General features: G+C 69.1%; 16 protein-coding genes. 13 read left to right on the forward strand and 3 right to left on the reverse strand.

All coding sequences use genetic code 11. The features are described 5' to 3' along the window. On the forward strand, window positions 1-972 hold a 972-nt coding region (gene map / locus D7V97_RS15725; protein ID WP_233582846.1), incomplete at its 5' end, for a type I methionyl aminopeptidase. Between the two features lie 79 nt (window positions 973-1,051). On the opposite strand, the gene pulA is transcribed toward map, so the two are convergent. Next, the gene (gene pulA, locus D7V97_RS15730; protein WP_120611456.1) at window positions 1,052-4,450 is read right to left on the reverse strand and encodes a pullulanase-type alpha-1,6-glucosidase; all 3,399 of its coding nucleotides are present in this window, start codon (window positions 4,448-4,450) and stop codon (window positions 1,052-1,054) included. 429 nt (window positions 4,451-4,879) lie between these two features. On the opposite strand from pulA, the gene D7V97_RS15735 reads away from it, so the two are divergent. The 10 genes from D7V97_RS15735 to D7V97_RS15780 all read left to right on the forward strand — a co-directional run bounded on the left by D7V97_RS15735 (window position 4,880) and on the right by D7V97_RS15780 (window position 19,176). After that, on the forward strand, window positions 4,880-6,442 hold the full coding sequence (locus D7V97_RS15735; protein ID WP_120611457.1) for an alpha-amylase family glycosyl hydrolase: 1,563 nt from the start codon (window positions 4,880-4,882) through the stop codon (window positions 6,440-6,442). A gap of 82 nt (window positions 6,443-6,524) precedes the next feature. Next, window positions 6,525-7,619, forward strand: a complete 1,095-nt coding sequence (locus D7V97_RS15740) for an ABC transporter ATP-binding protein (RefSeq protein ID WP_120611468.1) — start codon at window positions 6,525-6,527, stop codon at window positions 7,617-7,619. Between the two features lie 17 nt (window positions 7,620-7,636). Further along, the gene (locus D7V97_RS15745; RefSeq protein ID WP_120611458.1) at window positions 7,637-8,860 is read left to right on the forward strand and encodes an extracellular solute-binding protein; all 1,224 of its coding nucleotides are present in this window, start codon (window positions 7,637-7,639) and stop codon (window positions 8,858-8,860) included. A 17-nt stretch (window positions 8,861-8,877) separates the two neighbouring features. After that, window positions 8,878-10,926: a carbohydrate ABC transporter permease gene (locus tag D7V97_RS15750; protein WP_233582848.1), complete on the forward strand. Its 2,049-nt coding sequence runs from the start codon at window positions 8,878-8,880 to the stop codon at window positions 10,924-10,926. Between the two features lie 3 nt (window positions 10,927-10,929). Beyond that, a complete protein-coding gene (locus D7V97_RS15755) occupies window positions 10,930-11,817 on the forward strand; it encodes a sugar ABC transporter permease (protein WP_120611459.1) in 888 nt (295 codons plus the stop codon). A gap of 44 nt (window positions 11,818-11,861) precedes the next feature. Then, window positions 11,862-12,860 carry a glucodextranase DOMON-like domain-containing protein gene (locus tag D7V97_RS15760; protein WP_120611460.1) on the forward strand — a complete coding sequence of 333 codons (999 nt, stop codon included), beginning with the start codon at window positions 11,862-11,864 and terminating at the stop codon, window positions 12,858-12,860. A gap of 140 nt (window positions 12,861-13,000) precedes the next feature. Continuing rightward, window positions 13,001-15,196 carry a hypothetical protein gene (locus D7V97_RS15765; protein ID WP_147444823.1) on the forward strand — a complete coding sequence of 732 codons (2,196 nt, stop codon included), beginning with the start codon at window positions 13,001-13,003 and terminating at the stop codon, window positions 15,194-15,196. Between the two features lie 157 nt (window positions 15,197-15,353). Beyond that, the gene (locus D7V97_RS15770) at window positions 15,354-16,460 is read left to right on the forward strand and encodes a glucodextranase DOMON-like domain-containing protein (protein WP_158623369.1); all 1,107 of its coding nucleotides are present in this window, start codon (window positions 15,354-15,356) and stop codon (window positions 16,458-16,460) included. Window positions 16,461-16,542: 82 nt separating this feature from the next. Further along, on the forward strand, window positions 16,543-17,913 hold the full coding sequence (locus D7V97_RS15775) for an AHH domain-containing protein (RefSeq protein WP_120611463.1): 1,371 nt from the start codon (window positions 16,543-16,545) through the stop codon (window positions 17,911-17,913). Between the two features lie 15 nt (window positions 17,914-17,928). Then, window positions 17,929-19,176: a DUF1629 domain-containing protein gene (locus D7V97_RS15780; protein ID WP_120611464.1), complete on the forward strand. Its 1,248-nt coding sequence runs from the start codon at window positions 17,929-17,931 to the stop codon at window positions 19,174-19,176. A gap of 8 nt (window positions 19,177-19,184) precedes the next feature. Here D7V97_RS15780 and D7V97_RS15785 read toward each other — a convergent pair whose 3' ends face one another. Next, entirely contained in the window at window positions 19,185-20,852 is a 1,668-nt protein-coding gene (locus D7V97_RS15785) for an alpha-amylase family glycosyl hydrolase (RefSeq protein WP_120611470.1), read from the reverse strand. Window positions 20,853-20,942: 90 nt separating this feature from the next. Here D7V97_RS15785 and D7V97_RS15790 point away from each other — a divergent pair, with 90 nt between their 5' ends. After that, entirely contained in the window at window positions 20,943-22,277 is a 1,335-nt protein-coding gene (locus tag D7V97_RS15790) for a DUF4032 domain-containing protein (protein ID WP_120611465.1), read from the forward strand. Window positions 22,278-22,281: 4 nt separating this feature from the next. Here D7V97_RS15790 and D7V97_RS15795 read toward each other — a convergent pair whose 3' ends face one another. Then, the gene (locus D7V97_RS15795; RefSeq protein ID WP_120611471.1) at window positions 22,282-23,964 is read right to left on the reverse strand and encodes a metallophosphoesterase; all 1,683 of its coding nucleotides are present in this window, start codon (window positions 23,962-23,964) and stop codon (window positions 22,282-22,284) included. 313 nt (window positions 23,965-24,277) lie between these two features. Here D7V97_RS15795 and D7V97_RS15800 point away from each other — a divergent pair, with 313 nt between their 5' ends. Further along, a complete protein-coding gene (locus D7V97_RS15800) occupies window positions 24,278-24,745 on the forward strand; it encodes a thioesterase family protein (protein WP_120611466.1) in 468 nt (155 codons plus the stop codon). The last annotated feature ends 114 nt before the right edge of the window (window positions 24,746-24,859 follow it).

Consider the following 24,859-nt stretch of genomic DNA (forward strand, 5'->3'; position numbering starts at 1 on the left):
GTCCTGCCCGGGCCCAATGACGTCTGCTGGTGCGGCAGCGGCTCCAAGTACAAGAAGTGCCACCGCGGCGCCGACACCGTCGAGGCCCGCAAGAAGGGCACCGACCTCAACGTCCGCAAGGGCCTGCGCCCGGGCATCGTCAGCCCCCGGCGCGTCGTGCCCCTGACCATCGCCCGGCCCGACTACGCGGACTCCGTGGGCGGCCGGCCGTCGCGCTCCCGGAACGAACCGGACGTGAAGTCGCCGGACGTCATCGCCCGCATGCGCCGCGCCTGTCAGGCCGCGGCCCAGGTGCTGGTGGAGACCGCCCAGCACGTGCGTGTGGGCATCACCACGGATGAGCTGGACGCCATCGCCCACGAGGCCTACCTCAAGCGCGGCGGCTACCCCAGCACCCTCAACTACCACCGCTTCCCCAAGTCGCTCTGCACCTCCGTCAACGAGGTCATCTGTCACGGCATCCCGGACAGCCGCGCGCTGGAGGACGGCGACATCGTCAACCTGGACATCACCATCTACCTGGATGGCGTCCACGGCGATTGCTCGGCCACGTACCTCGTGGGCAACGTGGAGCCGCAGCACCAGCGGCTGGTGCAGATTGCCCGCGAGTGCCTGGACGTGGGCATCGCCGCGGTGAAGCCCGGCCGCCCCATCAGCGACATCGGCCGCGCGGTGGAGGCCCACGCCGTCAAGAACGGCACCAGCGTCGTGCGCGCCTACTGCGGCCACGGCATCGGTGAGACCTTCCACACCGCGCTCCAGGTGCCCCACTACTACGAGCCCGAGGCCGACACGATCATGCAGCCCGGGATGATCTTCACCGTCGAGCCGATGATCAACCAGGGCCACTGGGACCACCGGACGTGGAACGACGAGTGGACCGTCGTCACCGCGGACGGCATGCGCAGCGCCCAGTTCGAACACACCCTGCTCGTCACCGACACCGGCGCGGAGATCCTCACCCTGCCGTAGGGGCCCGCGCCGCTTGAAACATCACGGGCCCCGGACGCGCACACTTGCGTCCGGGGCCCGCTTCATTCCAGCCCTTCGGCTACGCCCGACGACGGCGCAGCTTCAGCATCAGGCCCACCGCGAGCAGCAGGCTCATGGCGCCCATGGGACCGGGGGCGGTGCTGCGGCAGCCGCAGCCGCTTTCATCCTCACCCGAGTCCACGGCGTCGTCGGTGACGAACACCGCGGTGGTGCGCGCCGGCACCGTGAAGGTGCCCGTGTCCCGGCCGTAAAAAGACTGGCGCACCACGGGGTCGGTGGAGTCCTTCAGCACCGGGTGCAGCTTGAGCTTCACCAACTCGTATTCGGCCGCCTTGAACGTCTGCGCGTCGTCCGTGCCGTTGAACAGCACGACGGCGCGCTTGCCCTCCGCGTTCGTGCCGTGGTCCTGCATGGCCATCACGATGAGGCCGGGGATCTGATCCGGGCCGGTGTTCAGGAACCGCACGTGCTCCATCACCTCGTCGCCCGTGCGCAGCCGGAACAACCGGCTGCTCTTGCGGATGGCCAGCATCTCCTCGAAGTGGTCGCGCGCACGCAGGATGTTCAGCAACCCCGGCTTCAGCGACGGGTCCGCCAGCAATGGCCCGAAGAGGCCCCAGTTGGACTGGTTGTCCGCGGCCGGAGGCAGGCCCACGCCCCAGTTGTTGGACTGGTACGTCCAATCAATCTTGTTGAACCAGTCCCCGGAGTTGAAGCTGTTGCGGTCCAGCGACTTGGAGCGCAAGAGCTCATCACCCGCGTGGAAGAACGGGATGCCCTGGCCCAGCGCGACGAGGGCGATGCCCAGGTTGTGCATCCGCACGCGCTGGTCCGTGTCCAGGTAGCGCTGCGCCTTCAACTGCACCGCGTCGAACAGCGTCTCGTTGTCGTGCGCGGAGACGTAGGTGATGACCTCCTGCGGATCCGACGTGTAGCCCGCGGGCGCCCCGTTGTAGAGCACCTGCGAGCCCTTCACCTCCGCGCCCGTGCGGTCCTGGAGCACGTAGTCCTTCAGGTTGCCCGTCAGGCCCACGCGGATCCAATCGCTGTAGGTGAGCAGCTTGTCCTTCTGCGCCGCCTCCGTGCCCTGGTCCGTGCTGTTCGGATCCGACAGCAGGCCGGTGATGAAGCCCTGCTCCTGCAGGCCGCTGAAGGGGCCACCGCCCCGGGCGGCGTCGCGCAGGCGGTCGTTGAACGTGCCAATGCCCGTGCCCGCCATGTTGAGCTGCGTGGCGTTGGTGCCGCGCTTGTTGCCCGCCACCTCGCCGAAGTCCCAGCCCTCGCCGTAGACGTAGATGGCCTTGCCGTCCACGCCGTCCTTCGCCACGGTGAGCGCGTCCAGCGTCGCGCGCAGCTTGACCATGTTGGACTTCAGGTGGTGGCCCATCAGGTCGAAGCGGAAGCCGTCCACCTTGTAGGCCCTGGCCCACGTCACCACGGAGTCGATGAGCAGCTTCTCCATCATCGCGTTCTCGGACGCGGTGTTCTGGCAGCAGGTGCTCGTCTCCACGTTCCCGTCGTCGTTGAGGCGGTGGTAGTAGCCGGGGACGATGCGGTCCAGCACGCTCTTGGCGTCCTGCCCCGCGGAGTTGGTGTGGTTGTAGACCACGTCCATCACCACGCGCAGCCCGCGCTGGTTGAGCGACTGCACCATCTCCCGGAACTCCACCGTGCGCGTGGGCCCTTCCGCGTTCGTGGAGTAGCTGCCCTCCGGCACCGTGTAGTGGTACGGGTCATAGCCCCAGTTGAAGCCGTCCAGGTCCGCCACGGCCTTCACCGCCGCCTGCTGCTCCTGGGAGTCCGGACGCAGCGACACCAGGTCGCCCGCGGGCTTCTGCTGCTGCGAGCGGTCCTCGTTGATGGTCGCGATGTCGAACACCGGCAAGAGGTGCACGTGCGTCAGGCCCGCCTTCGCCAGCCGCGTCAGGTGCTTCGTGCCATCCGAGTCCCGCGTGAACGCCTTGAACGTGCCGCGCTCGTTCTCCGGCACCGTGGTGTCGTTGATGCTGAAGTCGCGCACGTGCAGCTCGTAGAGGACGATGTCCTCGGGGGCCTCCAGCGCGGGCTTCGCGAGCGTGCTCCAGCCCTGGGGCGCGAGCGTCGGGTCCGCCAGGTCCACAATCTGGCTGCGCGTGCTGTTGGTGGACAGGGCCACCGAGTACGGGTCGGTGACGAGGTTGGTGACCACCTTGCCCTCCTTGCGCACGTAGACCTCCGCCTCGTACAGGTAGAAGCGGTTCTTCCACGCCGCGTCGCCCGTCGCGCTCCACACGCCCTTGGCCCCGGCCGTCATGGGCACGCGGGTGAAGGCCGCCGTGGGGGTGGAGTCCGCGTACAGCAGCACGTTCACCTGCTTCGCCGTGGGGGCCCAGACGCGCAGCGTGGGGATGCCCGCCTCGAACGACACGCCGAGCGCGCCGTCATACGTGTCCAGGTCGTCCAGCACGCCCGCGAGCTGCGCGCTGGTGGCGTCCAGCGGCGTGCCCTCCGCGTTCGTCGCGGACAGCACCACCTGGCCCTTGAGCCACGTGGCCGCGTTCGCCGCGTCCGCCTCGGAGAGCTTGAACACCGGCCGGCCCACGAGGTGCGGGAAGCGCGCCTGCTGCGCGGCGGTGAGGCCCGCGGCGTCCGGCGTCAGCGTCACCGACGTGCCGCCCTGCACGCCCGCGCCCGTGAGCGTCATCGCGCCCGTGGAGTCCGTGTGCAGCTTGAACACCGTGCCCGCGGGCACCGCGACCTCCGGGCTCCACACCAGCGTGTCGCGCGCCACCCAGTGCGCACGCGCCAGCAGCAGGCTGCCGGCCGGAGCTCCCGCGGCGCGGATGGTCACCTTCTTGGACGCGCCGGAGTCGAACGTGAACACCATCTCCTGGTTGTCCTCCGTCACCTCGAACGCGGCGTTGCTGCCCGGGTAGGCCGTGGTCCAGTTCTCGTCGAGCGGGACCTTGCACTCGTAGTTGCCCTTCGGCAGGGCCTTGGTGACGAAGGTGTAGACGCCGTCGCCGTCCGGGTCCTGCATCATCGACCGCAGGCAGTCCGGCTGCCAGTCACCGGGGCAGCCCAGCTCGCTCTGGAAGCTGCCCGCCACCGTCGCGATGGTGCTGGAGCGGCTGCTCGTCACGTATGACGACTTGGCGTCGAAGTAGAACTTCACCGCGCCCGCGGCCGCCTGCGTCAGCACCACATCCGCGCCGCCGGGACCGCCCTGCGTCTGCGACAGCGAGCCGTCCAGCGCGACCTTGAAGTGCCACGTGCCGACCGGCACGGTGAACGAACCCTGCCAGACGTCGTCCGCGGCGTCGTACGTCAGCGCCGTCTGCGCGCAGGTGGGGTCGTTGTCCGCGGCGCAGCCCGCTTCGCTCTGCAGGTCGCCAATGACTGTCACCGACGTCGGCGCCGCCAGCGACGACAGGGGAACGAGCGCGGTGAACAGCCCGCTGAACGCGAGCGCACGCAACGCACGGGAGAAGGGGAAGGGGACTCTCAGGGGAAACCTCCGGGGGGTGAAAATTTCCGCGCACGCTAGCAGCCAGCCCTGTCTCACGCGGCCGTTGGACGGTTTCCAGATTCGGGGAACTCCTGGATGAACCCCGTTCCCGCCACGGAATCCGCCCTGTGGCGTCGGGTCCGGGACGGCCTCCCAGGGGCCTTCAACTGAGACGCGGTGCGGCAGGAATCACGCGCTCCGTCGGAGTCACCCGCGCCTTGCGTCAAGCAGGTGTGCAACGGAAAACATCCGAGCGATGGCGCGTTGCGGCATCAGCCGATTGTTCCAGGGCCCCTTCACCCCTCTTCAAACTGTTGGCTACAGTGCCGCGCCTAGATGTCCCTACGTCTCCCCCGCCCACAATCCAACGCTGTCTCCTACCGGAGTCGGTGGCGCCCGATGCTCCAGGGCTTCTTCGCCCTGTGTCTGGCGGGGTGCGCCACGGCCCCGGAGACGCCGACCCGACCCGCGACGGAGGCCGCGCCGACGCAGCCCGCCGTACCCGCGCCGGCCCCGGAAGCGCCCGCCGCGCCCGCACCCGTCACGGAGCAGGTGGCCCCCAAGGAGCCCGCGCGGCCCTGGGCGGACGAGGTGCTGTACTTCGTGGTGGTGGACCGGTTCGCGGATGGCGACCCGACGAACAACGAGAAGGGCGACACCAAGGCGGCCGGCACCTTCCACGGCGGGGACCTGAAGGGGCTCACCGCGAAGCTGGACGAGCTGTCGTCGCTGGGCGTGACGGCGCTGTGGGTGACGCCGCTGCTCAAGCAGATCCCCGGCTTCGTCACCGGCTCTGGCTTCCCGGACTGGGGCTACCACGGCTACTGGGCGGATGACTTCCACGCGTTGGATCCGCGCTTCGGCACCGAGGCGGACTTCAAGGCGCTGGTGGACGCGGCGCACACGCGCGGCATCCGCGTGCTGCTGGACGTCGTCTACAACCACCCGGGCTACAACTCGCGCTACCTGACGGAGAAGCCGGACTGGCTGCGCTCCGAGGATAAGGGCACCTGCGGCCAGGACGACGTGACGTCGTGCGTGGCGGGCCTGCCCGACTTCAAGACGGAAGTGCCAGAGGTGGCGAAGTACCTCCTGGACGCGCAGCTGGACTGGGCGAAGCGCAGTGGCGTGGACGGCTTCCGGCTGGACACCGTGAAGCACGTGTCGCACGACTTCTGGAAGGAGCACCGCCGCCGCACGCGCGCGGAAGTCAGCCCCGACTTCTTCCTCCTGGGCGAGGTGTGGGGCGGCGACGTGGCGGTGCTGGAGCCGTACTTCACCCCGGATGAGATGGACGCCGGGTTCGACTTCGCCTTCCAGGGCAACACGCTGGCCTTCCTGCAGGGCCGGGGTCGCGCGGTGGCGTTCGACCGCTACCTCCAGTCGCGCGGGAAGGTGACGCCGGGACACCACCTGGCGCACTTCCTGTCGTCGCACGACGTGGACGGGGCGCTGCACCAGTTGAAGGGCGACGTGTCGCTCTTCCGGCTGGCCGCCGCGCTGCAGCTCACCACCACTGGCATCCCCGTCATCTACTACGGCGAGGAAGTGGGCCGCGCGGGTGGGGACTGGCCGCAGAACCGCAGCGACATGCCGTGGGGCAAGCAGGCGGTGAAGCCGGGCGCGGGAAAGAAACGCGACGAGGCCCTGCGCGAGTATTACAAGCGCCTCATTTCCATCCGCCGGGCCCATCCGGCCCTGTCGCGCGGCGCGCACGAAGCGCTGTCCACCGAGGGGGATGTGTATGTCTTCCAACGCAAGGACGGGGCTTCCGGCGACACGGTGGTGGTGGCGGTGAACCGGGGCAAGACGCGGGGGACGGCGTCGGTGCCGTGGCCGGAGGGGTGGACGGGCGTCGCGGAGGTGGAGGACCTGCTGAACGGAGGGCGGACGAAGGCGGGCGCCACGCTGGACCTGGCGCTGGAGCCGCTGTCCGCGCGCATCCTCGGACGCGTGCAGTGAAGCATCCGCAGGGCGCGCAGAACCTGACCCGGACGTGCTGCTGTTGTCGTCGGCGCGCGCGGGGCTCTTGTTGGAGGGCCTGATGGCCGGCGTGTCGTTCAAGGACGTGGCGAAGCGGTACGGGGACGTGTCGGTCATCGAGGGGCTCAACCTCGATATCCGCGACCATGAGTTCATGGTCCTCGTGGGGCCGTCGGGTTGCGGCAAGTCCACGGCGCTCCGGATGATCGCCGGCCTGGAGGAGATTTCAGGGGGCACCATCTCCATTGGCCCGCGCGCGGTGAACACGCTGCCGCCGAAGGACCGGGACGTCTCCATGGTGTTCCAGAACTACGCGCTCTATCCGCACATGACCGTGCGGCAGAACCTGGAGTTCGGCCTCAAGATCCGCAAGACGCCCAAGCCGGAGATGGACAAGCTGGTGGACGAGGCGGCGGAGATCCTCGGCATCACGCACCTGCTGGAGCGCAAGCCCAAGGCGCTGTCCGGCGGCCAGCGCCAGCGCGTGGCCCTGGGGCGCGCCATCGTGCGCAAGCCGGCGGTGTTCCTCTTCGACGAGCCCCTGTCCAACCTGGACGCGAAGCTGCGCGTGCAGATGCGTTCGGAGATCAAGAAGCTCCAGCACCGGCTCCAGGTCACGTCCGTCTACGTCACGCACGACCAGATTGAAGCGATGACGATGGGCCACCGCATCGCGGTGATGAAGGACGGCAAGCTCCAGCAATTGGGCACCCCGCTGGAGGTCTACGAGAAGCCGGTCAACGTCTTCGTGGCGCAGTTCATCGGCACGCCGCCCATCAACATGCTCTCCGCCACGCTGGACGCGGACGGCGCGACGCTGGTGGGTGAAGGCTTCCGGCTGCCGGTGGCGAAGACGCTGCGCGCGGCGACGGCGGGCAAGGGCGGGCGCAAGGTGAAGTTCGGCCTGCGCCCGGACAACATCCTGGCCGCGGGCGCCACGGCGCGCGGTGAGACGGCCCCGGTGGAGGCGCTGGTGGAGCTGGTGGAGCCGCTGGGCAACGAGCTCATCGTGCACGCCCGCCTGGGAGACAACCCGCTGGTCTTCCGCCTGCCGCCCCAGTCCACCCCCGAGCCGGGCGCGAAGGTGCCGGTGTCCGTGGAGCTGGAGTCCCTGCACCTCTTCGACGCTGAATCCGAACTGCGTCTGTCCGTTTGATATCCCGGAGGCATTTCATGACGAACCTGCGAACGTTGCTCGCGGCCCTCTGTCTGTGCGCAGTCGGCCTGTTGCCCGTCCCGTCCTTCGCCGCCACGGAGCTGGTGCTCTGGCACGCCTACCGCGCGGAGGAGAAGGCCGCCCTGGAGAAGGTGGTCGCCGAGTACAACAAGGCCAACGAGGCCAAGGGCATCAAGGTCACCACGCTGGCGGTGCCGTATGACGCCTACGCGGATAAAATCTCCGCCACGGTGCCGCGCGGCAAGGGCCCGGACCTCTTCATCTTCGCGCAGGACCGCCTGGGCGGCTGGATTGAAGCCGGCAACACGGTGGAGCCCATCGACTTCTTCCTGGATGACGCGACGAAGAAGCGCTTCATCCCGACGACGATGGAGGCGATGACGTACCGGGGCACCGTGTACGGGCTGCCGCTGAACTACAAGGTCATCACGCTCATCTACAACAAGAAGCTGGTCCCCACGCCGCCCAAGACGTCCGGCGAGATGGTGACGATGGCGAAGAAGCTCTCCGACGCGAAGTCGGGCCGCTTCGGGCTCGCGTACGCGTACGGCGACTTCTACTACCACGCGGCGGTGATGAACGGCTTCGGCGGCGGCGTGTTCGACGCGAAGACGAACCCCACGATGAACTCGCCCGCCAACGTGAAGTCGGTGGAGCAGGTGCTCAAGTGGAAGAAGGACGGCATCCTGCCGGCGGAGCCCTCCAGCGCGCTCATCACCTCGCTCTTCAACGAGGGCAAGGCCGCGATGGTGTTCTCCGGTCCCTGGTTCCTGGGGGAGATCGCCAAGGGCGTGGACTTCGGCCTCGCGCGGCTGCCCACGCTGGATGAGAACAAGGGCACGCCGATGAAGCCCTGGATGACGGTGGAGGGCGTGTACGTGGCCGCCCCGTCGAAGAACAAGGAAGCGGCGTACGACTTCGCCAGGTTCCTCACCGACGTGGGTCCGGGCAAGACGCTGGCCCTGGAGGGTCGCCAGAGCCCGGCGAACCAGGCGGTGTACGCCGACCCGAAGGTGACCGCGGATCCGCTGCTCAAGGCGATGAAGGACCAGGTGGACGTCGCGGTGCCCATGCCCAACCTGGCGGAGATGTCGATGGTCTGGACCCCCGCGACCAGCGCGATGAACTCCGTGCTCAAGAACACGGCCACGCCGAAGGCGGCGCTGGACGTGGCCCAGAAGAGCGTGGCGAAGGACGTCGCCGGCCTGCGCAAGAAGTAAGCGAGTGAGGACCTGAAGTGAGCCAGAACGCCCCCGTGCAGTCCCCTTCCGCGTCCGTCACCTCCGTGGCGGCCCGCACCACCCCGAGCGGCGACGCGACGGCCCCTTCTTCGTCGGGGCCCTCGGGCCGTTCCGGGCGGGGACACTGGGGGCGCGTGCTGGTGGGCCTGGCGCTCGCGCTGGCCGTGACCCTGCTCCTGGCGCACGGCCTGCTCACGCGTGCCCAGGCGGAGCGCGGCGCCGAGCGTGCGCAGCGCAAGTCCGCCGTGGCCCTGCTGGGCCTGACGGACCTGGTGCAGCGCGCGGGGGGCACGGGCGACGCGGTGCGCGCCGTGGTCGCCGGCTGGCCCCGGTTGGACGGGGGCGCCGCGCGCGTCATCGCCTTCAGCGGCATCCGGCTGGAGGCGTCCACCTTCCCGGAGGACACGGGCGACAAGGCCGCCCCGCGCCGGCTGTCGCGCGAGGAGAAGCCGCTGTACGACCGCGGCCAGCGCCTGCGCGCCGCGGTGGAGACGAACCGCGAGGAGGGCAGCGCGCGCAAGTCGGAGGTGGAGTCGCAGACGCTGCCCACCGGCGGCCGGCTCCTGTCCGCGCCGGTGGAGATCGACGGGCAGGTGGTGGGGGCGGTGGAGTGGTTCACGCCGGTGCTCACCGAAGCGGAAGCGCCCTCGTGGGGCCCGGTGCTGCTGGCCTTCCTGCTGCCGCTCGCGGCGTGCGCGGCGGCGGTGTTCGCGCTGTCGCGCCAGGGTGCGCGCGTGGCGGTGGCGGCGGTGCTGTTCGTGGTGGGGTTGGGCAGCTACACCGTCTACTCGCTGCGCGCGCTGGATGCCGAGCTGCGGGAGACCGAAGAGGCCGTGAGCGCGGAGCTGCGCACGCGCGGTGAGAAGGCGCAGGCCCTGGTGGCCGCGAACAACCTGAAGGCGGAGCCCGCGCTGAAGCCCGGCGTGTGGGACGCGGATGCCATGCGCCGCCCGCTGGGCCAGCTGACGGACGCGGGCGTGCCGGACGCGGGCAAGCTCGCGGCGCGCGGCGCGAAGGTGCGCGGCGATGCGGGCAAGGCGCTGGGCGCGCTGGGCGTGCTGGGGCTGGTGGTGCTGCTCTTCATCGGCCTGGGCGCGCTGCACCGCACGGTGGCGACGGCGGTGGAGTTCCGGCAGGCGTATGCCTACGTGCTGCCGGCGATGGTGGGGATGGTGCTGCTCGTCTTCTTCCCCTTCGCCTACGGCATCACGCTGTCGTTCACCGACGCCAACCTCTACAACAGCAGCCAGCCGCTGTCGGAGCTGTGGGTCGGCCTGAAGAACTACGCGGACATCCTGGGTGACTTCAGCTTCGCGAAGACGGCGGCGGACGGCTCGCTGGTCTTCAACTACCTGAACTTCTATTACACGCTGCTGTTCACCATCGTGTGGACGGTGACGAACGTGACCATCGGCGTGACGGTGGGGCTGCTGCTCGCGCTGGCGCTCAACGTGCCGAACCTGCGCCTGCGGCCCGTCTACCGCGTGCTGCTCATCCTGCCGTGGGCGATGCCCAACTACATCACCGCGCTCATCTGGAAGGGCATGTTCCACCAGCAGTTCGGCGTGGTGAACCACGTCATCCGGATGTTCGGCGGCGAGGGCCTGGCGTGGTTCGATTCACCCCTCACGGCGTTCTTCACCGCGCTCGCCACCAACGGCTGGCTGTCCTTCCCGTTCATGATGGTGGTGTCGCTGGGCGCGCTCCAGTCCATCCCCGGGGAGCTGTATGAAGCGGCGCGCGTGGACGGGGCCAACCGCTGGCAGCAGTTCACGGCCATCACGCTGCCCGCGCTGAAGCCCGCGCTGGTGCCGGCCATCATCCTGTCGGTGGTGTGGACCTTCAACATGTTCAACATCATCTTCCTGGTGACGGGCGGCGACCCGGGCGGCTCCACCGAAATCCTCGTCACCCAGGCGTACAAGTTCGCCTTCGAGCGCTACCGCCACGGCTACGCGGCGGCGTACTCCACCGTCATCTTCGGCATCCTGCTGATGTACAGCGTGGTGCAGAACCGCATGAGCCGCGCCACGGAGGCCGCGTAACCCATGGCGCTCTTCTCTGAACGTCGCGAAGGCATCTCCCACCTGCCGCTGCATGTCGTGCTGGTGGCCTTCACCCTCTTCACCATCTACCCCATCCTCTGGGTGGTGAGCCTGGCGTTCTCCGGCAAGCAGAGCCTGGCCATCGCCACGCTGCCGGAGAACCCCACCTTCTGGGACCGGCTGCGCGCGGTGACGCCGTGGCCGGAGCAGTTCTCGTCGTCCAACTTCGTGTCGGTGATGACGGATCAACCGTTCGCGAAGTGGATGCTCAACAGCGCCATCGTCTCCATTGGCACCACGGTGCTGGGCGTGTTCCTGGCGTGCACCGCGGCGTATGCCTTCAGCCGCTTCAAGTTCCCCGGCCAGCGCACGGGCATGATGGCGTTCCTCGTGTCCCAGATGTTCCCGGGCACGCTGATGCTCATCCCGCTCTACATCATCCTGGTGCAGTGGCTGGGGCTGGGCAGCAGCCGGCTGGGCCTCATCATCGTGTACGCCACCACGTCCATCCCGTTCAGCGTGTGGATGCTCAAGGGCTACTTCGACACCATCCCCCGGGACCTGGAGGAGGCGGCGTTGATTGAAGGGGCGTCCGTGGGGCGCATCTTCTGGAGCGTCATCCTGCCCCTGGCCAAGCCCGCGGTGGCGGTGACGGCGCTCTTCAGCTTCATGACGGCGTGGAACGAGTTCATCCTCGCCGCGACGTTCATGGACCAGGAGACGATGTACACGGCGCCGGTGGGCCTGCGCTTCTTCGTGGGCGGGTTCAGCCAGCAGTGGGGCTACTTCGCGGCCGGCTCCATCATCGTGTCGGTGCCCGTCGTCTTCCTCTTCCTGTTCCTCCAGAAGTACCTCGTCTCCGGACTCACCGCCGGTGGCGTGAAGGGTTAGTCGCAGTCCTTCGCAGTCCTTTGTCGTCACAAGGAGCTACCCCCATGATCAACCCCCGCATCGCAGTCCTCACGCTCGCCGCCTCGCTGGCGACGGTGCCCGCCCTGGCGGCCGACAAGGTGTCCCTCAAGGACCCCACCGGCGACGACAAGGGCCCGGGCAAGTACGTGTACCCGACGGACCCCGTGTACAAGCCGGGCTCGTTCGACCTGACCGGCTTCACGCTGGAGAAGGGCGGCAACAAGACGGACCTGACCATCCAGATCAAGGGCTCGCTGGAGAACCCCTGGAAGATGGCGGACGGCTTCTCCGTGCAGGAGGTGTTCATCTTCATCGACACCGACCACAAGGCCGGCAGCGGCTTCACCGACAGCCCCCCGGGCCTCAACATCGCCTTCGACGGCGCGGACGCCTGGGACAAGGTCATCGTCATCTCGCCGCAGGGCTCCTCGCGCGTGCGCGCGGAGGCCAACAACAAGGCCGGCGCGATGAAGGGCGCCGTGGTGGTGCCCACCAAGGTGCGCGCCTCCGGCAACAAGATCACCGCCACCGTGATGAACGCGGACCTGGGCGAGGGTGACCCGTCGCAGTGGGGCTACCAGGTCGTGATGCAGTCCAACGAGGGCTTCCCGGCGGACAACGACCTGCTCACGCGCCGCGTGAACGAGTACGAGGGCCAGCACCGCTTCGGTGGCGGCACGGACTTCAACTGCGACCCGCACGTGATTGACGTGCTGGCCGGCCAGGGCAAGGGCGACGGCGCCGAGGCGAAGGCGCAGTACGACATGCTCGCCTACGAGTGCAACGCGGACGGAACGGCCAAGAAGAAGGCCACCCTGCGCATGGTGGGCCCGAACCGCCCGTCCACCACGGAGGCCCGCGCGGCCGCCCCGGCTCCGGCCCAGGCGGCGTCTCCGGCTTCGCCCGCTCCCGCCCCGGCCCCGGCCGTCCCGGCTCCGGCGCCCGTGCCCACGCCGGCCGCTCCGGCTGGAACGTCCGTGGCGCCCGCGCCGGCGCCCACGACCGCGTCCCCCACGAAGTAGTGGGCGACTGTTTAAAAACGGTCTGTTTCAAGGTTTGATGCATCAAGGGGAGGGCTGCCGCGGTGACCCCGCGGCGCCCCGGGAGAGGGGATGACCCCCCTCAGATTCAAAAGCTTTCCGAGAAGGGTTTTCCGAACATCATGAAGATTCGTACGAACGTGGTGCGGGGAGCGTGTGTGCTCTCCGTGGCGGCCGGCCTGGTTCCCGGGACGGTCATGGCGCAGGACAGTGGCCCCAAGCTCACCATCGGGGGCACGACCTATACCAAGTACCTCTGGGGCAACCAGCGGGACCAGGGCGCGCTCTACAACTTCTCGACGGTGCCCGGTGAGGGCTACGGCGACAACGGCATCGGCACGGAGCTGGAGCTGCTGCTCAATGCCAAGATCTCCCCGCAGGTGGAGGTCAACGGCCGCATCCACAGCCGCTTCAACCAGAACTTCTGGACGAACTTCGGCGGCTTCGGCGGCAACGCGGCGGGCCCCTGCGTCGCGGGTGACTGCGGCGAGTTCGACCCCCGCTCCAACCAGTACATCAAGCTGCGCGGCATGTCGGTGACGCTGCGTCCGGGCTACCTCATCGACTCGGCGCTCATCGGCGCGACGGACCTGGGCCAGTTCGACCCGTTCGTCATCGGCCGGGTGCGCTACATCGACCGCGACAACGCGGCGGCCATCATGCTCCAGGGCTCCAACCTGGACCGGAAGATCACCTGGGACGCGGCGCGCATCTCGCTGCCCCGGCTCTGGGCGGGCCCGAACTTCAGCACGGGCGTCTTCCACGCGCGCGACGCGGCGTACGGCTTCCAGGCGAAGTACACCCCCACGGAGATGTTCGACGTGGGTGGCATCTTCCAGTACGCGAACGACCAGGAGATCAACGCGGAGGACACGAACCTGGATGACGGGCGTGACCTGACGCCGCGCTACCGCAATGGCGTGGGCGGCCTGAAGGCCGGCCTGCACATGGGTTCGTGGCTGGACGTGCGCGGCGCCGTGTACTCGTCGTACTCCAACGCGGACTCCATCCTGACGCCGAAGAGCTTCGGTGTCGGTGGGTACAGCCCGGTGCTGGCCGGTCAGCACACGGACCAGACGTACATGCTGAACGCGTCGCTCAACGACCCGCTCGACGTGGGCCTGTCGCTGAACTTCCAGCTCTTCAGCATCGGCGCGGACTACGTGGCGGTGATGGCCAGCCGCCGCGAGGCGGACGTGCTGCTGACGGAAGGCCACGACGGCAGCTTCGCGTTCCCCGGCCCGTCCAATGCCTCCTACGGCATCTACAAGGGCAACCCCACGCGCATCGGCTACGGCGGCTGGTCCAGCGAGTCGCAGCAGGTGGCGACCATCAACGTGGACAACGACTTCACGGACTTCGACGAGCCCTTCGCGGAGACGGCGATTGGCTGGAAGGGCGCGACGCTGAACCCGGTCTACACGAACAGCGCGCTGGAGGTGGCGGGTGAGTATTCCTTCATCACCTACAACACCAACTGGCAGGCGTTCGGCAGCGCGGACAAGCCGCTGGGTGACAGCCAGTACCCGGGCACGGAGCTGGATTCGGGCGTGGGCCACAACTACCGCACGGCCTACCAGCCCTTCCAGGACAAGCAGACGCACCTCATCGCGCTGCGCGCGAAGTACGTGGTGGACGTGCTCAAGGGCATCGATGTGTTCGGCAAGTTCAAGTACATCCACGAGAACGACAAGCGCCTGAACGACCCGCGCTTCCTGCCGTTCCAGCAGGGCGCGTGCGCCGGTGACGGCGTGGCGTGCGACAACTCGCTCGTCAACGAGTACAGCGACGGCAACAGCACCTCCGGCCTGTACAGCAACCCGGGCGTCATCACGAACAGCCAGGGTGAGACGGGCTACCAGTTCAAGCCGTTCGACAACATCGGCGACGACGACCGCGTGCTGGACTACACGACGTTCACGGCGGGCGCCGGCTACCAGTTCACGGACGACCTGTACCTGTCCGCCAGCTACTCCAAGTTCTTCGCGGACCTGCTGGACGGCAACACGGCGTTCCAGGCGTACAACAACCACGAGATGGCGTCCGGCAAGCACAACAAGAACCAGCTGCTGGTGAAGGCGCGCTACATCCTGTCCGGCGTGGAGTTCGGTCTGGAGGGCCAGTACGCGTTCGGCTCCTTCCGCCCCGACTTCGGCGACGGCTTCGTGGTGCAGTACGCGGACGACACCATCGCCGCGGACCACAACGTCGCGGTGGGTTCGCGCGGCTTCACCAACCGCAACGGCGGCTGGAACAGCCTGGAAGAGCGCAACTTCGACCACATGCGCGTCAAGGCGTTCATGAAGGCGCAGTTCTAGTCCCCGTCGTTCCCGGGAGGCCCTGACGGGCTCCCGGGGCATGTGACGGAAGGCTTTGGAGCCCGGGGCGCCGACAGGCACTCCGGGCTCCTTGCGTTTGGAGCACCGCGCGGTACACCTCCAGGAGGTCGTCCCCCCTTCGTGCTCGAGGTGTCCCGTGCTCCTGCGCCGCCGCGGTCTGTCCGCGTTCCTGCTCGCCACCACCCTGTCCGCGTGTTCGGGGGCCCGGACGCACGAGGACGCGCTGCTGTTCCGCCTGGAGGACCCCACGGGGGATGACCACGGTGACGGCGAGCTCGTCTACCCGCGCCGGCCGGACCTGGGGCGCGGCGACCTGGACGTGGTGGCGGTGGCGGCGTTCGCGGAAGAAGGGGCGACGCGGTTCGAGGTGACGTTCGCGCACCCCATCGCGAAGCCGTCGCGCGCGCAGGCGGTGGACATTGGTGGATCCACGGTGGCGGACCGCGCGCGGCATGGCTTCTACACGTTCAACGTGGACCTGTACGTGGACACGGACCGGGTGACGGGCTCCGGGCGCACGGACACGCTGCCGGGGCGGCAGCTCACGCTGGCGCCGGACTCCGCGTGGGAGAAGGCGGTGGTGCTGACGCCGCGTCCGTACGAAGCACGCGAGGCGCTGCGCAAGCACTGGCGTGAGGGGACGCTGCGCGCGTACGAGCAGAAGACGGGCCCCATTGGCGGCAAGGTGGAGGCGGAGCTCAACGCCAGGGCGGAGGCGGAGCTGGCGGCGCAGGTGTTCTTCCCCACGCTGATCCAGGTGAGCGGCCGCACGGTGATGTTCCAGGTGCCGGACAGCTTCCTGGGCCAGCACGCCCAGAAGGACTGGGGTTACGGCGTGGCGGTGACGGGTGCGTCCATCGACCGGCGCGTGTCGCTGGGCGGGGTGTTTGGCGGCGTCACGGAAGGTGGCCCGACGCTGATGGCGATGGACATCGCGCCGGGGGAGCCGCTCAACGATCGCTTCGGAGGCGGGCGAAAGGGCGACCCTTCGCAGTCGCCGGTGGTGGACCTGTTGGTGCGGCCGGGGGATTCGCAGGAGGCGGTGCTGGGGCCCGCGAAGCCGGCGTGGTCCACGGTGGTGCCTTCGGGGCGCGCGGCTGCGGTGCCCGAGGTGGCTCCTGCCGCGGCGCCGGTGGAGGACGCGGGGGGGCCTGAGGCGTCTCCGGCGGCTCCGGTGTCGGGTGGTGCGGTTGAGCCCGCGCCCTCCGCTGGTGATGCGGGCAGTGCTTCGCCGTCGCGCTGAACTGCACGGCCTGGCGCCCGGTCACTGTCAGGATGGGGTTGCCGCGCATCCATGAGGGGCGCGCGGTGTACCGGAGACGTCCGTGTCCCTGTGTCGGAGCTGGGCCGTTGCGGTGGTGCTGCTGTGGCTGGGCGCGGGGTGCTCGGCGGCGCGGGGCGTTCGTCTGGACACGGGACGGGGCGCGCCCGTCGTCTACCTTCCGCGCACGGACGTCACTCCGGTGGCGCTGGAGGAGGCTGCGTTCGCGGAGGCGGTGAGGACGCTGGCGGAGGAGGCGCCGGTGTCCGCGCAGCCACGGGCGGAGGCGTATCGGCTGTTCGCGGGTTCCTTCTCTCGGGAGGCGTACTCGCGGGTGCGAGGGCGTCTGGGATTGGTTTCGGTGGAGGAGCCGCGAAGAGGGCGGCTGCTGGTAGAGGAGGAGGACGACGCGGCTCCGGGGCTGGCGAGCGCCTACGGACGGTGGTGTGAGCGCAGGCATGAGCCGGGAGATTGCCTCCAGGTGCTGGGTGCGGGGCCGCACCTGGATGAGGACGCTCGGCGCACGCTGGCCTTCGCCATCGCCCTGGACTCGGTGTGGGAGGAGACGGCGGACGCGCTGGAGGGGATGACGAACCGGGAGGCGATGCTCGCCACCATCGTCACGACGGGGACCGTGTACTTGTGCCTTTGGTTGCTGCCGGAGCCGGTTTCTAAAGGCGTGGCGGCGGCGATGACGGTGGCATTGATTGGCTACCTGGGCATCGACACGGTGTGGAGCCTCATCCAGGGGTGGCGGGTGCTGGCCGAGCAGGTGCGGGTGGCCCGGAGCTTCGATGAGGTGCGCGACGCGGGGGAGCAGTACGGCGAGGTGTTGGGAGGCAACGCGGCGCGAGGCTTCGTCATGCTGGCCACGGCGGCGCTGGGCAGCACGGCGGAGACGATGGCGTCGAAGCTGCCCCTGCTCCCGGGCTCAGGGCAGGCCGCCGCCGTGGGGGCTGCGCAGGCAGGCGTCCGGTGGAGCGCGGTGGCCCAGGTGGAGTCAGTGGCGGTGTCCACGGAGGGCATCATCACCCTGGGCCTGGCGCCGGGCGCGGTGGCGATGTCCGCGCGGGGGGATGGCGGCACCGCCACGGGGGGCGTGGATGCGGAGGGGCACGAACACCACATCGCTTCCAACAAGTGGTGGAGCGCTACGAACCGGGGCGGTCCGTGGTCGCCCAGGTTTCAGGAGATCTTCGACAAGGCTGGGATGTCGCTGGATGACCCGGCGAACAAGGTGCGCGTGCCGGGCCATAGGGGCCCGCATCCACAGAAGTATCATGAAGAGGTTTTGCGTAACCTCACCCGGAGGACGAAGCAGTGTGGCTCCATGGAGAATTGCAAAGCACTGTTGACCAAGGCCCTTGAAGAACTCGCCGTGCAGATCCGCAAGACGAATTCAAAGCTGAATCGGTTGGTCACTGGCCTGGAGTGAAGAAAGAGGTCCACCATGACAGCGCGATACTTCGATCTCTATGAGGATGTCGCTGAGGGCTTCTGGTGTCTGGGACATCCCCTCGACTCATTGAGGCGAGAACTCGATGACCCCTGGCAATTCACGGGGGGACAACCGGCGCATTTCAAGGAACAGGTGCGGTTTCCCCTGAGCCTCGAGGGTGAGGCACGCGACTTCTCCCATGCGGCATTTGGTACCCCCGTCGTCCATGCCAGGGTGGCGGCCCTCTTCAAGGAACTGGCTCCCGACGATGTGGAGTTGATTCCCGTCGAGGTCGACGCCCACTCCGGTCCGTACTTCATCCTCAATGCCATCCGCGCCATTCCGTGCGTCGATGTCGAGGCCTCGGAGGAGGTGCACTACTGGACCGAGGCCGACGGAATCCCCGAGAAGGTCGGCACCCTCAGCTCTCTGTATGGAATGCGCATCGACCCTTCGAAGGTGGGCGACGCGAAGGTGTTCCGGCCTTCGGAGTGGGAGGTCGCCCTCATCGTCTCCGAGGACATCAAGGACGCGCTGGAGCACGCTGGCGTCACGGGCACGAAGTTCGAAGAGGTCACGGGCCCAAGCACTGTCGACCCCGTGATGCGTGCACAGACGAAGCTGCGCGGGGAGCTGTGGGACCAGGCTCGCATTGCGCGCGAGTCCGTGTGGCGCGGACTGGGAACGCTGGAAGATGACTTCATCATCTCCATGGTCCTGGGCGGTGCCTGGCCGGGCGGACGGCAGGCCTGGCGGGTCATCCGTCGCACCAACGGCCACACGCTCGTGGTGACGGACGGCCTGTCGGATCCGTTCACCGACATCCTGGACCGGCCCACCGTGGGCTTCGGGCTGGAGCTTGCGATGGAGACCCCGGAGCCGTTGCCGGACCTGGAGAAGAGCTGGCTGGTGCAGCTCCTCGAACGCGTTGGCAATGAGCTTGCGGGACACGAGAAGCTGCGCTCCGCCCTGGAGCGGGGAACGCTGTCGATGGAGGTGTCCGGAGGGCACCTGCCCGAAACGCTGCTCACCCCGGAGGGCCGCGCGGCGGTGCTGCTCGGGATGCCAGCGGACTCGCTGCCCACCCACTTCCCGCTGCCCGGGGGCGACGTGCGGCTCGTGACCGTGAAGGCGCTGATGCCGTCAGAGCTGAAGTGGTTGCTCCAGCAGGGCAAGGGCGGTGCCGCGGAACTGGCGCGGCGCTTCGCCCAGGCGGGAGACGGATATGTCTCCCGCTCCTGGCGTCAGCCCGTCGTCTGACGCGGCGCCTACTGCAACCGCCAGATGCCGGTGCCGCGCGCGGGCAGGCTCGTCTTCCACGCGCCCGAACCTCCGGTGAGCTGCGACACGCCCGTGTCCGTGAACAGGGGCTCCGCCGTCGTGCCCCCCGCTTCAATCGGCCCCACGGAGACCTGGGCGTTGGAGAAGTTGTGCACCACCAGCACCTGCTCGCCGTCCAGCGTGCGCACGAACGCGAGCGTGGAGGACGGGCCCGTCGTCGGCGTGAAGAGGCGCAGGCCTCCGGTGCGCAGCGCTTCCGAGCCCTGGCGCGCGTGGAGCAGCGCCTTGTAACGCGACAGCAGTGAACCCGGCGCCGCCTTCTGCGTCTCCACGTTCGCCGTCTCCCTCCCGGAAGAGAAGCCGTACCACGGCGTGCCCGTGGTGAAGCCTCCGCCCGCCGCGGCCGTCCACGGCATGGGCGTGCGCTTGGACTCGTCGTTGTTGGCCGCTCCGTTGCCCAGGCCGACCTCCTCGCCGTAGTAGATGAACGGCGCGCCCGGCAGCGTCAGCAGCACCGCCGCCGCCAGCCCCAGCTTCGACGTGTCGTTGGAGAACTGCGTGGCCACCCGCACCATGTCGTGGTTGGTGAGGAAGGGCGCATCCGCCACGCCCGCCGGGTAGTTGTTGCGCATCTCCAGCAGCTTCGCCGCCACGCCTCCGGCGTTGCCCGCGTTGATGCCCTCGAGCACGCGTGTGGACAGGGGGAAGTTGAAGTTGAGCGGCAGCTCGTCCCCTCCGGGCACCTGCGCCGTGGAGCCGAAGTACTTCGCCACCGACGGCGTCTCGCTCCAGTCCTCACCCACCAGCACCGCGTCCGGCTTCACCGAGCGCACGTGCGCGGAGAACTCCTTCCAGAACGCGTGCGTCTCCGCCGTGTCCGCCTGTCCCGCGCCGCCGCCCGTCTCGATGAGGTAGCGGGCCGCGTCCAGCCGGAAGCCGTCCACGCCGCGCTGGAGCCACAGCGTCGCCAGGCGCTTCACCTCCTCGCGCACCGCGACCGTCTGCAGGTTCAGGTCCGGCATCCCGCCCCAGAAGACGCCGTAGTAGTACGCGCCGTCGCGCTCGTGCCACGTGTCCGTCGTGGAGTAGGCCAGGTCCCACGGCTGCTTCCACGCCGGGTTGTTGTCCCGCCACGAATACCAGTCGCGCTTCGCCGACCGGGGCGACGACGCCGAGTCCACGAACCACGGATGCGAGGAGCTGGTGTGGTTGATGACGAAGTCGAGGATGACGCGCATGCCCCGGCGGTGCGCTTCGTCACACAGCTTCTGGAGGTCCTCCGCCGAGCCGTACGCGGTCTGGATGCGCTCGTAATCCACCACGTCGTAGCCGTGGTAGCTGGGCGACGCGAACACCGGCATCAACCACAGCGCGTCCACGCCCAGGTCGTCCGTCGTCGCCGGGTTGCCGTCGTTCAGGTAGTCCAGCCGTGAGATGAGCCCGGGCAGGTCGCCCACGCCGTCACCGTTGGAGTCCTGGAAGCTGCGGACGAACACCTCGTAGAAGACGGCGCCCCGGTACCACGCGTCGCCCGCGGGCGGGGCGAGCGTCACGCTTCCTGGCGAGGGCGTGGGGACGGGAGGCGGGGGCGAGGAGCTTGCGCAAGCCGACAGCAGGGCCGCGCTGAACAGGGAGAGGCCGCGGAGGGGACGCATGACCTCCTGCTCTAGCAGCGAACGTTCCACGACGGCCAGCGCCCGCGTCGCGTGCCGCGCGCCCACCCGGACAGTAGGCTTGGGGCCGCCATGTCCCACCCCGTGCGCCGCCTCCACTCCCTGCACATCCGTCAGGGACACCCGGACTTCCTCGACCTGCCGTGGGAGTTGCCGCTGGAGGCGTGGTCGGAGCGCTCACCCCGCGTGGTGGAGGTGCCGCGCGGCCTGTCCCGGCACGTCGTCGTGTTCGTCAGCTACGGCGCCACCATCTACGCCTTCAAGGAGACGCCCGCGCGCGTGGCCCAGCGCGAGTACGACCTGCTGCGCGGCCTGGAGGACCGGCGGCTGCCGTCGGTGGTCCCCGTGGGGCTGGCGGTCCAGACGGAGGCGGGCCACGAGTCCGCGCCGGACGACCGGCCCGCGATGCTCATCACGCAGTACCTCGCCTCGTCGCTGCCGTACCGCGCGCTGTTCATGCACCAGGGGCTGGAGCGCTATCGGTCGCGGCTCCTGGACGCGATGGCGGGCCTGCTGGTGCGGCTGCACCTGGGCGGCTTCTTCTGGGGCGACTGCTCCCTGTCCAACGTCCTCTTCCGCCGCGACGCGGGCGAGTTGCAGGCGTACGCGGTGGACGCGGAGACATCCGAACTGCACGAACAGCTCTCCCCCGGCCAGCGGGAGATGGATTTGCAGATCATGGAGGAGAACGTCGCGGGCGGGCTCGCGGACCTGGCCGCGCGCGTGGAGCTGCCGGAGGAGTTGCCCGCGGAGCTGGAGGCCTGGCAGGAGACGGCCACCAGCATCCGCCAGCGCTACGAGCGGCTGTGGGCCGAAATCAACCGCGAGTTCATCCTCCAGCCCCATGAGAGCTACCGCATCCACGAGCGGATCCGCACGCTCAACGACCTGGGCTTCTCCGTGGGCGAGGTGGAGCTGCTCGCGAGCGGGCAGGGCAGCCAGCTGCGCATGCGCACCCTCGTGACGGACCGCGAGTACCACCGGCACCAGCTCCACTCGCTCACCGGCATCGTCGCGGAGGAGCGTCAGGCGAGCCTGCTGCTCAACGAGATGCAGGAGATGAAGGCCACGCTGACGCGCAAGCTGGACCGCAGCGTGCCCCTGAGCGTGGCCGCGTTCCGCTGGATGGACGAGCGCTTCCACCCCGCGTTGTCCCAGCTGCAGAAGGACCTGGGCCGCGCGGCCGACACCGCGGAGCTCTACTGTCAGGTGCTGGAGCACAAGTGGTTCCTGTCCGAGCGCGCCAAGCGCGACGTGGGCCTGGACGCCGCGCTCCAGGACTACGTGACGCTCAATCGCAAGCAGCCCGGCATCGCGCCGCTCGTGGAGGACGCGACGCGGGCGGCGGAGGAGGCCTCCGAGTCCGCAACAGAGCTGGACGCCCTGCCTCCCCGCCCCGTGACGTGACGGCTCAGATGCGGATGGGCGGCTCGATGAGGAACGGCTCGGTGGCCTTCGGGTCGTCCGGGTCGAACGCGGGCGCCAGGGGCCCCGCGCCGGTGGGCTTCCACTTGCGCGGCACGCGCTCCAGGCCCACCGGGTAGATGGTCAGCACCCCGTCCTTGCCGATGCGCAGGCGCAGGAAGTTCTTCCAGTCCGGCAGCGCGAGCGACCCGAAGGCCTCGTTGGAGTGCGCGCCGAAGAAGTTCACGCACAGCCAGAGGTAGAGGCCGGTGATGAACGGGCCCACGAGGAAGCCGCCCACGAACGTGAGGCCGCAGGAGAAGAGGAACTTGCCGGCCAGGTGCATCCACCCGTCCGCGCAGTGCGCGCCGTCCGGCGTCAGCACCGGGCAGATGCCCAGGTGGCTGACCGTGAAGTAGACGCCTCCCCATGCGACGGCGAACGCCGCCAGGATGTGCGCGACGCCGTGCAGCCCGCCCAGCAGCGCGCGCCACCTGCCGAGCGCCGCGTCCGCGAGCCCGATGAGGCCTCCCACCGTCACCAGCCCGAGGATGAGCGTCCACGGCCGGTTGACCATGTTGTTGGCCACCGTCGTCACCACCTCCGGCAGTTGGGACAGGCCCAGCGAGCCCACCTCCGCGTAGGCCGCGAGCGCGAGCAGCAGGTACCACAGGCCGGTGATGAGGCCGAACAGCGGGCTGTAGCGGATGAGCAGCAGGTTCTTGAGCGCGAGCCTCCGGGAGGTGGCCTCGTCCGGGAAGCTCTTGCGCAGCGTGGAGCCGTCGCGCAGCACGGGCGCCGCGGGCGCGTGCGTGGGGTGCATGAACGCGCCGCCGCCGCCCGCGGTGATGCGGTGCTGGCCGGTGTCGTCCTCGTGCCGGCGGTAGTGGTGCAGGTCCCCCGCGAGGAACACGCAGATGCGCCGCCCGAGCACCTTCTCCTCCAGGTACTCCAGGTTGTTCTCCAGGTAGCTGCCCTTGTTGCGCCGCGAGGCCGCCGCGAGAATCCAGGCCGGCTCCGCGTTGCAGAGGATGACGCGGTCCTTGGGGCCCATCTGCTCGGCGACGTTGCGGAAGTACTCCACCTGGGGCACGTCGATGTCGCTGTTGAGCTGCACGTCCGTGCCGATGAGCCACCAGTCGTGCGGCAGCTTCAGCGCGAAGTAGCTGCGGCTCTGCCGCGTCCGGCGTCCCGCCACCCAGCGCTGCGCGCAGAACAGCCGCATGAACGCGGACAGCCCGTCGTACCAGTCGTGGTTGCCGGGGATGACGAACAGGTCCGGGTGGGGGTCCTGCGAGCGGCGCATGGCGGCCTCGTAGGGCTGCACCGTGCGCTCCTCGTACGTCTCGCGGTTGGCGCCCGGGTACACCTCGTCGCCGCCGAACACCAGCACCCGGCCTCGCGGCGTGGTGTGGACCGTCTTGCCGTCCTCTTCCGGGAGCTTCAACTCCGGCAGCGCCAGCAGACGCGCCACCGCGTAGGTGGAGTCCCAGCCGTCGCCGATGTCGGAGACGTAGTCGAGCCACAGGTCGCCGTCCGGGCCGGACTCCTCCGAGTAGTCGAAGTAGGGCGCCTGCGGCCGCACCACCGCTTCGATGAGTCGGTGGTCCGCGCGCGCGCCGAACACCGTGGCCACCACCGCGTCCAGGCCCGTGCGCAGCACCTGGGTGGGATGCAGCCAGCGCACCATGTCCGCGTGCTTCTGGGGCTTGGTGGCGGTGGCGCTGCCCCGCTCGCGCACCAGGTGCGGCGGCGAGGGCAGGGGGCCCGGGTCGTCCCAGGGCGCGGGCGTGTCGTCACGGCGGGCCCCGGAGGGCTTCGTGGGCTCACCCGCCATCGCGGACACCTGTGCGGACGGAGGAGGACGGCAGGGAAGTGGGCGGCGCCAGGGCGGACCGGAGAGCCATGCACCCCTGGCTTAGCATGTTCGCCACGGACTCCTGGAGGGCAGGCAGGCATGGTTTCCGTTCCCTGGTGGGACGGTGCTTTGCGAGCATGGGCCCATGTCGGACGCCTCCCTGAAGGACTTCCCCGTCGTCATTGCCTTCCCGGTGCACTGGAGCGAGATGGACGCCTATGGGCACGTGAACAACGCCCGCACGTTCACCTGGTTCGAGTCCGCGCGCATCGCGTACATGGCGCGCGTGGGCCTGGTGGGCCCGTCCGCCGCGGGCGCGGACACGACGGTGGGGGGCATTGGGCCCATCCTGGCCAACACGCATGCGGACTACGTGCGGCCGGTGGTGTTCCCGGTGAACCTGGTGGCCGGTGCTCGCGTCACGCGCGTGGGCACGTCCTCCATCACCTTCGAGCACATTGTCGCGGGCGCGGACGACGGTGTCGTCTACACGCGGGGCGGCTCCATCGTGGTGACGCTCCGCTACGCGACGCACGAGAAGGTCTCCGTGCCCCCGGAGGTTCGTGCGGCCATCGCGCGGCTGGAAGGGCGCTCGGCTGGTGGTCAGGCCTAGCGGGCGGGCGGGTGTGCCGCGCTGAACTTCTGAGCCGGAAGCAGGGTCCGGGCGTCCCTGTCGTGTTGTCGTGAGGTCTTCATGGTCATCGCTCCCCCTGCCAACCCCCACATC

Source organism: Corallococcus sp. CA053C (assembly GCF_003611675.1).
In the GTDB taxonomy this organism is placed as follows: Bacteria; Myxococcota; Myxococcia; order Myxococcales; family Myxococcaceae; genus Corallococcus.